Below are 11,568 nucleotides of genomic sequence, written 5' to 3' on the forward strand. Positions count from 1 at the left end.
AAAAATTAAAAGACCTAAGCCCGGTGGAATACCGAACTCAGGTCTTAGAAGCTGCTTAAATAAATATGTCTAACTTTCTTGGGTCAGTTCAATATGCTTAACTCCTGTTTTTTAGATTGATTATATTAAGCTATCTTTTGTTGTATTTTCAAATGCTTTACTAAGTGTACTTGATACAAGTTTAATAGCATCTGCACCTTCTTCAAGCAGACCAGCCATCCAAAAGAAACCATGAATGACACCATCGTAACGTTTCAGTTGAACAGCGATGTTCGCTTCTTGCAATTTTTTTGCATAAGCTTCACCTTCATCTCTTAAAGGATCATATTCAGCGGTAATAACTAATGCAGGTGGTAAGTCCTTTAAATTAGTTGCTTTTAGTGGAGAGACGTAAGGACTTTCTCCATCACTATCACTATTTAAATAATGGTTCCAAAACCATTGCATTGTGTCTTTTGTTAAGAAGTATCCATCAGCGTAATCCAAATAAGAAGCAGTTTTTAAGTTATAATCTGTTACAGGATATACCAATACTTGTTGAATGATATTGTTGACACCAAGATCCCGCGCTTTCATTGATACAACAGCTGCGATATTACCCCCAGCACTATCACCACCAACTGCAATTCTAGAAGCATCTATGTTTAACTCTTTTGCATGATCTATTAACCATTCGATTACCGCATAGCTATCATCAATTGCTGCTGGAAACTTATTTTCTGGCGCTAATCGGTAGTCAACTGATACGACAACACATTGCAACTCGGAAGCAATTTGGCGACAAGGATTATCCACTGAGTCAAGGTTGCCAATGACCCATCCCCCACCATGGTAATAAACAAAGACAGGTAGTGCATCGATGCTTTTTATTGGTGTATATATTCGAACAGGAACTTCTCCAACATTCGTGTCTAGAGCTCGATTGACAACACTATCTAACTCTACACGCTCACCTGCTAATTCTTCTATAGCAATACCGTTTCGTGCTTCTTCTGGACTTAATTCGTGCATTGGTGATGTACCTGGTTGTTCTAATTGTTCTAGCAATAATTTTACCTCTGGCTTCAATGCCATATTAAAATGCCCCTTCCTATAAATGAGAGATATAGATTAATATGAAAAATATCAATACTTTATTCTATCAATCATTTTATTTTAATATTTGAGTAATTTAGGTCTATAACATTTGAATAAGGAAATGACATACCAACTCGCCAATTCTAGCTAAACAACGAAAATTTATTAGATAATGCTAAAATAGAAATAGCTCTCATACATTAGAAAGCGACAAAAACTCGACAAGTTTATGTTGTTGAAATTGAGGGTAAACCATCTAAAAGGGGTAGTTTATCCGTTAAAGGGAGGAAGATAATAATGAAAGCAATAGGAAAAGTATCATCTCTGCTTGTTATTATCAATTTACTATTTGCCTGCTCTAATGATAAGGCAGAAGTAATGACAAATGATGAGAATAGTGTAAGCAAAACGCAAGTTCAAGAGGTAAAGGATAAGAACAATAATGGTGAAATTGAACAAAATGATACTGCAGAAAATGAAGTTGTCAAAACGAATAATGTTCTAACTGAAGATGAAGTATTGAAGGCAATCAAAACACAGTTGAAAACGGATTTATCTAAAATATTACCAAGCAAATTACCCTTATCTAAAGGAAAGCATTTAACAGCAACAACAAAATCATCAGCTAGTAATTATGAAGTGGTATTTATGGAAAGTGATAAGCCGATAGCTATTAATAATAAGGCGTTAAAAAATAAACACAAAGCAACCGTGATTGCTCGATTAAACGTTAAAAAGTACGCTAATTTAACACAATCGAGTGAACAAATTGCATTTGAAGATTATAGCAAGTTCGGAGGACAAGAAGTGGATCTGGGTTTCGGCATTACAGGATATCAGGATGCTGGAGCTGGTTCAGTATTTACAAGTTGGAATGAAGGAAGATGGGCACTTAATACACGCTCGCTAACAACGAAAGGGGCGCAAGGTGTAAAATTAGCGAAAGAAGCAACAAAATTCTTAGAAACTAACACACTCCCAATCCCGAAACCAAATGGACTCGTTCACCTTGACGTAGAGCGCTCAGGTAACAGAATTACTTGGCAAAAAGAAAAAATCGTATATACTATCGATCATGTAAAAGATCCTATGAAAGCTTTAGCAATTGCGACTTCTTTCGAAAATTAAATCATTATAAGAAATAAAAGCATAGAGCTGATTCTACCATGAGGAGAATCAACTCTTTTTTATGGCATATAGAGACCTAATATTTTAATAAAGTCGCCAATACTTAAATAACACTATTTATTTTTGTTTTTTAAGTAATGAGTAAATAAATGTATTGTGAGCTTTACCATCTTGGTACATATAGTCGCGAAGAACGCCTTCTTTTTGAAACCCAACTTTAGTAAGTAACTTACTTGAGGCCACATTATCAACAAATACTATAGCCCCTATACGTGTTAACTCCATATCATCAAAACCGTAAGAAAGAATTTTAGATACCGCTTCTAAAGCATAGCCATTTCTCCAATGGTCTGGATGAATTTCATACCCTATTTCTGCTCGTTTATGATTAGGTGACCAAGCATGAAAGCCAATTGTTCCAATTATGCCCTTGAATCCTTTTCTTTGAATGCCCCATCGTATGCCTCTTTTTTCTGCATAGTTTTTTGAAAAAAGGTCGATGAATTTTTCTGCTTGTTTTATATCTTTTAAAGTATCTTGGCCATAATAACGAGTAACACTGTCATTCGAAAAATATGCGAAAATATCTTCTGTATCATCCATAGTTATTTCTCTTAATAGTAATCTTTCTGTCTCTAATATTGGAAACATCCTATTACACCCCTTATTCTTTATTTAAATTTTTTCTATCATCTTCAATATTCCCATAAGGCTAATACAAATCCGTATCAAGTTTTAATGTATAACAGGTTCTTATTCAACAAATATTTCTAAAATCCTTTAAATTAATAATAATGGTAACTTCAACCTTTGGTAACGTAAAAAAACAATTGTTTCTTAATTGGATAAATATAATTAATTACTCCATAATTGTATGTATTTTCATATATGAATAAGTGTAAGATAAAAGGGAATTACAGTTAACTTTTATATCCGATTTAATCTTTTTAAACAACTATATTGGAGGAATAAAATATGAGACTATTGATTATTCGACATGGAGAATCAGAAGCAGATATTCTGAACGTACATGAAGGAAGAGCAGATTTTAAACTGACAGAAGTTGGACAACAACAAGTGATCCTTTTATCAGAATGGGTAAACAATCATTATAAATTAGATAAAATTTATAGTAGCACTCTGAAAAGAGCGACTCAAACAGCCTTATTATTGGGCAATAAACAGCAAATTGAAATCGAGTTTGATGAAGATTTAATGGAATGGAATAATGGGCTGATAGCTGGGTTGTCAAGAGAAGAAGCGGAAGAAAGGTATCCTTTAGTTATAGATCTAGCACCTCATGATGCTGTTTATGAACAAGAGTCCATATTAGATTTTAGATACAGAGCGGAAAAGATACTATCTAAAATCATTTCTGAACATCCAGATGATGCAACCATTGCGATTGTTAGTCATGGTGGAATGATAAACAAACTATATCAATCATTTTTAAAGCTACCATTTGATACAAATGTAATTTTTCATTGTGGAGACACTAGCTTACACGAATGGACCATTCAAGATAATCAAAGGCATATCGTGTTTTCAAATAGACTAGACCATCTAAACAATTTAAAATAAAATGGTTAATACAAATAGTAGTATGAAGAGCTGACGAGTTTTTGTCAGTTTTTTTGTTTACGAATAGAAAAGAGAGGGAATTAATATTTTCTCTCTTTTCCGATTTGCTATGGCTCAAAAAATATAAAAACCAAACAGTAAGATTTTGTTTATCAAAGGATGCTTGAATAGAATGTATTAGAGATAGATAAGAAATATAGCTTCATTCAAATAAACGAACGAAAAAGGATGAAGATATTATCTTTCATCCAATGTAATAATCATTAATCTATATAAGATGTATATGCCAAGGTATGCCCCAGTAATCAAGAAGAGAGGGTTGAGAAAAACCTTGTGGATTGCAGTCATAAAAACAGCATTGTCAACGATGATTTGGTAAATGGATGTGGATGCAATACTTCCAAAAATAAGGGTTGAAATAACAGCGATCATATTAAAAATCATTAAGAAAATCTTATTTTTATTTTGAAGATAGACCATAATAATAGGGAAAACTATGCTAGACAGGACTAATAAAATCTTCATAATCCCACTCCTTTAATTAAGGCTATAGTCAATTAATTATTACCTTAAAGAATGGTGGATAAACAAAATGATAATTTTTCTTTTAAGAAGTATGGATTGATGGATGAATCTAATAGTATTTATGAAATGCAACTTTTCTTGGAGGCGGAATTATAGTCGATAAGCTAATCTGTAATTGCAAATTCACAGTAAAGAGCACAACTTATTTTTTTGCTTAAGCTAGGGAAAAATAATAGCACCCCGAAGGATGCAGTAATAATTAGGGTTTAATTGCGCATTGGCCTTTATTAATGGGTCTGTATTAAACAGGGGAGAATAGATCACTTACAATTTGAATCAGATTAAACTATACATTCAGTATATCTTCGCTGTTGCTTATTTTTTATTTGCACGCATCCATTGGAAAACAAGTATTAGAGTAATGCTACAAGCGCCTATAATTGTGAACACTGTTGTAACAGATTGCATGCCAATTTGGTGATAGACTTATTTAAAATGCTTAGTTTGTTTCGTTTCAAAAAGATGGATTTTAGAATATTCAATAACGTATTTCCTTAAAATCTTTAAGGAAATACAGAACTAAATCATCATCATTTTCACATTTTGTATATTGTTCTAATTGTTTTTCCTTATACCAAACGCCAGAACCATCAGGTATATACCCTCGTTTTACATACATTCGTTGAGCAGAACCATATCCATAATGCAATCCAACCGCTAGCGAAACAAAGTTGGTTTTCTCCTTGGCAAGTCTCTCTACTACATCCATTATTTTGTTGCCTACACCTTGATTCTGAAATTTAATAAGTACATTTAGGTCAACGATTTCCGGTATGTTTTTAAATGCAAAGGGACCAACTTCGGTGATTGGAAGTATTGTAATGTATCCAGCAACTTCATTGTTTACTTCAGCAACTATTACAGACCTTTCATTCTTCTCCTGCTGACTGAAATAGGTATTAAATAATTCAGAGGGTTTCTCCCAATTTTGCTCTGCGAACGAATTGACAAACTTTTCTACATCGCTTTTCATCATGGAACGAATAAGAACACTATTATCTTTATGATATATCATCATTATTCACCTTTTTCTAATTGTCGATTTATTTAAGTGATTGTTTCATTGTGTTAGTCTAATACGTCACCTGTTATAATTAATATGTATTCTTTTAACAAAACATTGTTAATAATCTCTCCCATTTTACTACAATAGTCTATTTGTCGAAATATTTCCGAATTAATATTTATGGTTACAAGATTTCTTTGAATAGTTTAGTTTACAATAATATTGTTGAATAAAAATTACCCCATTTATACATCGGAGGTATATTTTAATAAAAAAGGAGGGTGTTATATGCCTGTCAGTGAAGATATTTTAAACAGAAAAGGGGCCAGAAAAGCTAGTGAAATCCCCAATGAAGTTTTAGAATTACTTAATAATGGAGAAATAGAGAGTGTAAATTTAACTGAATGGCTTTCTATTAATCATAGTTCATTAGTAAAGAGTATTTTACCAACGATTGGTTTAGAGGATAAAGTAGAATTTGTCATATCTGAATTAGAGCAGCAAGAAGCTTATTCTGGCATGAAAGCAATACGTATGACTGGAGCTTTGCTAGATAAAGTGATGGAAGGAAAAGTAGATAGAAAAAGGGAAGAAATCATAATGAAATGCGCCGTTCATATGTCAGATAGTGTAAGATGTTGGGCAGCATTTATGAATGAAAATTCTAATGACTCATTAGAAGGGAAGTTAAAGTATATTGAGCCATTCGCAGCAGATCCTCATTTTGGTGTTCGGGAAATTGCCTGGATGTCTATTCGAGAAAACCTTTCGGAAAATATAGAGATGAGTGTGAATTTGTTAGAAGAATGGGCAAAAAGTGATGATGAGAATATTCGCAGATTCTCAGTAGAATCTATTCGTCCACGTGGTGTATGGACAAAGCACATTGAAACACTAAAACAAGAACCTCAACAAGCTCTACCCATTCTTAATTTACTCAAATCAGATTCGTCTAAGTATGTTCAAGATTCTGTTGGAAACTGGTTAAATGATGCTAGCAAAACCCAACCACAATGGGTAATAAACCTGTGCGAAAAGTGGGAGAAAGATTCAGATACTAGGGCAACGAGTAGAATTATTAAAAAAGCCAAGAGAACAATAATGAAGGATAATTAAATTGGAAATCATATGCTTTCAACTCAATATGCTAAAGTAGATAAGAAGTTTGCTCTATTTGTCCCGGTTAAACAACTTACTTACTCAGAATTGCTCAACCAATCAGTCAGATAATAAAAAATGAAATTCACCTTTCAATTCTTTTAGAAGCAGGTGACTTGATAGGGGAAACAATTCAAAAGTGGAATTAGCAAATATAGAGCGGATATTTGCAGTAGAAAAGTAATACATAGTCAGACCAGTTAGCAATTAAAAGTTAACTGGTTATTTTTTTATTTGAAATAGGAACAAATGTTCTGTATAATAATGAAAAAGGAGTGAACATAGTGAAAGAGCAGCTAATCAAAGCCATGCAGCGCAATCAAATTATTGATTTAATATATATGTCGAAAGGTGGGGAAATAACTAAAAGGCGTGTGAAAATCATTATTATGACCGATGGAATTTTCCAAGCTTATTGCTTTGTAAAACATGCAAAAAGAACGTTCATCATAGAAAATGTTCTTGCTATTAGTCCAGTAATAATTCGAAAAGAGAATGTTGTTGTATGATTCATCAAGACCCACAAATTCATATTCATAATGCAATCATATTAGAACTGACACTACGCACTTTAGAGCGTGATAAAAAACATATGGATTCTTTAAAAACAAATTTTGCTTTTAAAGCGTGGATTGATCAAGAGTTAAAAAATTTAACGAAAGATCTAAGAGATGTGAGCCGAACATTGGGGATGCATGGCATGAAGGTATTGGAAGGTACAAAGGAGATTGACGAATATTTTGTCGCTTATACTGTTAAGACTCGAGGAAATGATAAGGAATTACGTTACTCTAAAGTAGCTTTAAGAAATCAAGTAAATGAAGAAGTAAAGAAAAGACTTGGATTGGAATATAAAGGGCAACTTAGTTGAGTTACTTAACTGTGCCGAAATGTAATAAAAAAAGGTAACTATATAATAAAACTCTAATTACAGTGAAAAATTCGGCATCCTTCGGGGTGCTTTTTATTGTGGTAAAAGAAAGTGTCTAACTAATACTTATTGAATGTTCGTTTATTTGTGGGCATAAATTAACATTTTGGCACCATCCCTTCTATGTTCAACTATAAACGAAAAAACATCCTAATTAGGATGCTTTATTAATATAAATGTTGGTTATGACAAGGTGGAAATCCATTGATATCGCGGATCATGTGGAAGTCGTATTGTTTGAGGGCGAATTGTGCTTGATATAGGTATTCAGTTACAAGAAGTTTTCCGCCTGATACACCACACAAAATACCTGAAGTCCCTTGACCATTTGTGAATGAGATTCCAACTGGTTGGCCTATTAAGTACCCAATTTTATAATGCCAAGGCATAATTATCAATCCTTTTTGCACAGTATATGTTTTTTTGAGTTAATAGGTGTCTGTACGTTTTAGGGTTTTATAAAAGGGATGCATTGGAGGTTTGCTATGAAGCTATGTACTATATGTAACAGTCCTTTGAAGTTGAAGAAAAAAAGAGAATGAAATTGGTTCTGTCTGTTTGCAAGAGAAAGAAAGCAATCGAAAAAGCTGAGGTTGAGAAATTTCATATTAGTATGGCTGAACTACAAGAGGTGCAGTATAACAACTGAAATTTAACGAAAATATAGAAGAATGCGGGGTAAAAGTTCCGCTATAATTCAGTTATATTCAAAAATAGAATTTGATTACTATCGTTAAGCACCACAACTACAAAGCCCGTTAAACTAAAATGAAAAGAATTATTCTTTCAACCTTACACGGAGTAATTATTCAAACTATTATCTATAGGGTTTCTGTTTATTAACTTGATCCTTTAGTTTTTCTAATTCAGAGGTTAAATAATCAATCTGTTTTTGCATATTTTTATTATCTTCCTTATCCTTTTTATCGTTATTTATTTCTTGTCGTTCTGCCTCTAATGCAAGTATTGCTGAAATAGTGGATATTGTGTCACCGAGTGTAGTTATTGCTGCACCAACAACAGCTAATTCCGCAGCCTGAATTTCTAGTTGGTTTTGATTATCTTGACCTAAGTTCTTTTGATTTTTATTCAAACTGTTAGCCTCCAGTAATCAATTTCATATCATAACTAATTTATGCTACATGTATTTTTTTATGAAGGAGTATTAATGTGTCAAAATCTTACTTCAGAAATTTATTGAAACACTGAGGAAACTAAGGAGTTAACAGTAAATACTAGTGATTGATGGTCACCAAATATGATAGTTTAGTCATTATAAATAGGCTACAAGTAATAATTACAGATATTCCCAAGTGAGCTATAATAAGTGCTAATAGAGTCTGGGGCTTATGGGGAAAAGTATAAATAAAGAATTGTCAGATGAGTATACTAAGAAATCTCGAAAATTGATTGAGCTAGCTAAAAAAGAATTAGAGTTTTTTTGATACTGAATAAGTAACTGAACTATCAAAGATAAGAGAAGAAAAGATAAAACTACAACAAGAAATTACAATGATTGAACAAAAGTTGTTTTAATTAATAAAGTCATATCTAACTGATGTGGCTTTTTTACTCTGACACAAATGAATGCCTAGCTCATCAAGGCCATTGAAAGAAGGAATCGATTAAGTAGGAAATCCAACAACCGTAGATGTACCATGACCAGTTGATAATAATCAATAAATCGCCGTTTAAACATGATGCAAAAGGGGGGTTAATCGATTTACATATGTAATGTTTAGTTTATTAAATTAAATCAATTATGGCCTTATCCATAATCGGATAGGGCTTTTTTCTGTCTATTTATTGATTAAGTTGATTCAAGTGAATGATACGGACCGTATATCATTGATTAGGATGATCAGTATTGTTGGTTTAGTGTTGTGATTTACATCACAGACTTGTAGTCTATTACCAATTATAATTGGTGTGGGGGGCGAATATCATGTTAGATATAGATTATTTAGAAGATGCAGCATTTGAGAGTGTCGAAGAAGTTGTTAGACAATTTATCGTTAAAATGGGTAATCAGAAAATTAAAATAAGAATCACTAGAGATGCACATGGACATTTCCAATTTGTAAACAGCCATTACTATCAAGGCAGTAAACAAGCAGAATCATATATTGCATCTTTATCAAATTATCCTTCTGAAAAAATAGCGATTATGAATGCAAAATTACAAATAGTTTCGTCTTATGATCCAACAGATGAAAATGGTGTTTGGCTAGAAAATGATTCTTTCTAAAACTGAAGCATCCTTAGGGGTGCTTTTTATTTTGCTTTGACATAATGGTAAATTCGAGAAGTGTTAAGAACAATGGTTAACGAGGAATTCGAAATAAGACAAGGATGTGACGCTATATTTAATAAATTAGCTCACAAGATAATGGCGCTCGACCTTTTAACGAAGCATATGGAATTGTTAGATATTCGTGGGTTGATTTCTCTATCAGCAGTCTTTGAGGAAAGTAGTAGTGGAACTGATAATTCCATAATAAGTATTAATCCACTGTCTTTTTTGCCTAAATTATTATTAGCTTTTATTTTAAGTACTGTATCAACAAAGTTCAGAAAAAAAGTTTTCAAAAGATTGCCGATGAACTAAAAGTCAGTAAGGACATGGTTCAATCGTATATTAGGAGAGCTAGAAGTAAGGTGAATGAGCAAGTTTCATGAAATTTTTTTGCCTTACGTTGTCTTACGAACTCTGCCTATATGAGGGGAGATAATAGAGGGTGCATCTCTAAACTACGCCTACCATTAATCCTCTCCTTTAACCTTTAACCTAAATGAATGGAAAACAGATCGACCTAAGAAGATAAATTCCTAAACTTATACTTCGCTAAGATGGAGTACATCATAGGTTAGGAAATTCACTTTGGACTCTGTCCATTTTTAAATTACGTTGATTCAAACGAATGATACGGACCATATACGCTTGTGTTGGGGTTATCCGTATTGTTCGTGTGAATGAGTGTAAATTGATAGTTTTATCATATTCGAGTTACAGACTTGCAGTCTTCTACAACTTATAATTGTTGTGGGAGGTGATGGAAATGGAAGATCAACAAATGCATGATTTACTTTATAAGGCTGTAGAAGAAAAAGGGGGCATCCCAGTAGTATTTTCAGCAGTAACATCATTAGCGGGACTTCTACATGATAAAGGATTAATAAATTACGATGAGTTCGCTATAGCATTTCTAGAAAATTTAGAAGATAAAGGTTGATGAGTTTAAACATCCTTAGGGGTGTTTTTTCTTTTGCTCTGACACAAACAAATGCCTAGCTGACCCAAACCCAAACCCAAACCCCTTATTGGATGGCGTTCGTTTGCGTGAGAGCGGAATATATTAAATGTCAAATATGCAATATACTTACTTTATATGATTAATTATAGTAGTTGTAGGAGGTGAGAAATATGGAAAAGCTGTCAGAGTATAATCATTTTAAACAAATGGTAAGTGAAAGAAAATATTATGGATACAGAAAGTATTTAAAGTTATAGAATTTATTGCAGAAACTTATATATTGGATAAGTTAGAATATTTTTATCATAGAAACCTTTTTAACGATGAGCAAGAGCAATTGATATTTATTTGGGAAGAGGGCATAACAAAAGTAAATATCCTCGAAGTAGGATTCAAATGCGAAAATATAACAAGTAAAGTAATAAAAAAAGAACTTATTCTAAGTGATTATCCGCATCAATCAACATCATTGAGTGTTACTTTCGAAAACGGCGATTCACTTCTCTTTGAGAATATAAATGATTCTAACAATGAGTATAGCAGTGAATATACTGAGGAAATCAAAGCGATTTATAAACTGCTATAGAAAAATTTAGCATCTTTGAACTGACCCAAGAAAATTAGACATATTTAGCTAAGCAGCTTCTAGGACCTAAGATCGGTATTCCACAGGGCTTAGGTCTTTTAATTTTTCCTTCATTCGTTTGTGATTGTAATAGTGAATATAATCTGCGAGCTCCTGTTCAAAATGCGTCATGGATTCAAATTCTTGTAGGTACAAGAGTTCAGATTTTAATAAGCCAAAGAAGTTTTCGATGACTGCGTTGTCCAAACAATTACCCTTACGG

The 11,568-nt window shown here is 32.8% G+C and carries 16 protein-coding genes; 9 read left to right on the forward strand and 7 right to left on the reverse strand.

Annotated elements, in window-relative coordinates:
• Window positions 1–120: 120 nt before the first annotated feature.
• A complete protein-coding gene (locus ACQKM9_RS21295) occupies window positions 121–1,074 on the reverse strand; it encodes an alpha/beta hydrolase (protein ID WP_427736447.1) in 954 nt (317 codons plus the stop codon).
• Window positions 1,075–1,374: 300 nt separating this feature from the next.
• Here ACQKM9_RS21295 and ACQKM9_RS21300 point away from each other — a divergent pair, with 300 nt between their 5' ends.
• Window positions 1,375–2,205 (forward strand): hypothetical protein, encoded by an 831-nt coding sequence (locus tag ACQKM9_RS21300; protein WP_427736449.1) that lies wholly within the window; start codon window positions 1,375–1,377, stop codon window positions 2,203–2,205.
• Between the two features lie 117 nt (window positions 2,206–2,322).
• On the opposite strand, the gene ACQKM9_RS21305 is transcribed toward ACQKM9_RS21300, so the two are convergent.
• Window positions 2,323–2,856 (reverse strand): GNAT family N-acetyltransferase, encoded by a 534-nt coding sequence (locus ACQKM9_RS21305; RefSeq protein WP_427736451.1) that lies wholly within the window; start codon window positions 2,854–2,856, stop codon window positions 2,323–2,325.
• A gap of 324 nt (window positions 2,857–3,180) precedes the next feature.
• On the opposite strand from ACQKM9_RS21305, the gene ACQKM9_RS21310 reads away from it, so the two are divergent.
• Window positions 3,181–3,786 carry a histidine phosphatase family protein gene (locus tag ACQKM9_RS21310; RefSeq protein ID WP_427736453.1) on the forward strand — a complete coding sequence of 202 codons (606 nt, stop codon included), beginning with the start codon at window positions 3,181–3,183 and terminating at the stop codon, window positions 3,784–3,786.
• A gap of 237 nt (window positions 3,787–4,023) precedes the next feature.
• On the opposite strand, the gene ACQKM9_RS21315 is transcribed toward ACQKM9_RS21310, so the two are convergent.
• Entirely contained in the window at window positions 4,024–4,311 is a 288-nt protein-coding gene (locus ACQKM9_RS21315; protein ID WP_427736455.1) for a transposase, read from the reverse strand.
• A 538-nt stretch (window positions 4,312–4,849) separates the two neighbouring features.
• Window positions 4,850–5,386, reverse strand: a complete 537-nt coding sequence (locus tag ACQKM9_RS21320) for a GNAT family N-acetyltransferase (RefSeq protein ID WP_427736457.1) — start codon at window positions 5,384–5,386, stop codon at window positions 4,850–4,852.
• A 279-nt stretch (window positions 5,387–5,665) separates the two neighbouring features.
• Between ACQKM9_RS21320 and ACQKM9_RS21325 the strand changes: the two genes are divergently transcribed.
• The 3 genes from ACQKM9_RS21325 to ACQKM9_RS21335 all read left to right on the forward strand — a co-directional run bounded on the left by ACQKM9_RS21325 (window position 5,666) and on the right by ACQKM9_RS21335 (window position 7,406).
• A complete protein-coding gene (locus tag ACQKM9_RS21325; RefSeq protein WP_427736459.1) occupies window positions 5,666–6,493 on the forward strand; it encodes a DNA alkylation repair protein in 828 nt (275 codons plus the stop codon).
• A 326-nt stretch (window positions 6,494–6,819) separates the two neighbouring features.
• Complete coding sequence (locus tag ACQKM9_RS21330) at window positions 6,820–7,044, forward strand: transcriptional regulator (protein WP_427736461.1); 225 nt, start codon at window positions 6,820–6,822, stop codon at window positions 7,042–7,044.
• Window positions 7,041–7,406: a hypothetical protein gene (locus ACQKM9_RS21335; RefSeq protein WP_427736463.1), complete on the forward strand. Its 366-nt coding sequence runs from the start codon at window positions 7,041–7,043 to the stop codon at window positions 7,404–7,406. The genes ACQKM9_RS21330 and ACQKM9_RS21335 overlap by 4 nt, the downstream gene beginning before the upstream one ends.
• Window positions 7,407–7,633: 227 nt before the next feature.
• Here the strand turns inward: ACQKM9_RS21335 and ACQKM9_RS21340 are convergent, their stop codons facing one another.
• Window positions 7,634–7,855: a hypothetical protein gene (locus ACQKM9_RS21340; RefSeq protein ID WP_427736465.1), complete on the reverse strand. Its 222-nt coding sequence runs from the start codon at window positions 7,853–7,855 to the stop codon at window positions 7,634–7,636.
• 428 nt (window positions 7,856–8,283) lie between these two features.
• A complete protein-coding gene (locus ACQKM9_RS21345; protein ID WP_427736467.1) occupies window positions 8,284–8,559 on the reverse strand; it encodes a translation initiation factor 2 in 276 nt (91 codons plus the stop codon).
• An 852-nt stretch (window positions 8,560–9,411) separates the two neighbouring features.
• Between ACQKM9_RS21345 and ACQKM9_RS21350 the strand changes: the two genes are divergently transcribed.
• The 4 genes from ACQKM9_RS21350 to ACQKM9_RS21365 all read left to right on the forward strand — a co-directional run bounded on the left by ACQKM9_RS21350 (window position 9,412) and on the right by ACQKM9_RS21365 (window position 11,306).
• The gene (locus ACQKM9_RS21350) at window positions 9,412–9,714 is read left to right on the forward strand and encodes a hypothetical protein (RefSeq protein WP_427736469.1); all 303 of its coding nucleotides are present in this window, start codon (window positions 9,412–9,414) and stop codon (window positions 9,712–9,714) included.
• Window positions 9,715–9,786: 72 nt separating this feature from the next.
• Complete coding sequence (locus ACQKM9_RS21355) at window positions 9,787–10,074, forward strand: hypothetical protein (RefSeq protein WP_427736471.1); 288 nt, start codon at window positions 9,787–9,789, stop codon at window positions 10,072–10,074.
• Between the two features lie 451 nt (window positions 10,075–10,525).
• Window positions 10,526–10,699, forward strand: a complete 174-nt coding sequence (locus ACQKM9_RS21360; protein ID WP_427736473.1) for a hypothetical protein — start codon at window positions 10,526–10,528, stop codon at window positions 10,697–10,699.
• A gap of 301 nt (window positions 10,700–11,000) precedes the next feature.
• The gene (locus ACQKM9_RS21365) at window positions 11,001–11,306 is read left to right on the forward strand and encodes a hypothetical protein (RefSeq protein WP_427736475.1); all 306 of its coding nucleotides are present in this window, start codon (window positions 11,001–11,003) and stop codon (window positions 11,304–11,306) included.
• A gap of 66 nt (window positions 11,307–11,372) precedes the next feature.
• Here the strand turns inward: ACQKM9_RS21365 and ACQKM9_RS21370 are convergent.
• The coding region (locus tag ACQKM9_RS21370) for an IS3 family transposase (RefSeq protein ID WP_427736477.1) at window positions 11,373–11,568 on the reverse strand (196 nt) is incomplete at its 5' end.

The sequence above is a fragment of the Viridibacillus sp. NPDC093762 genome, from assembly GCF_050279675.1.
Taxonomy (GTDB): domain Bacteria; phylum Bacillota; class Bacilli; order Bacillales_A; family Planococcaceae; genus Viridibacillus.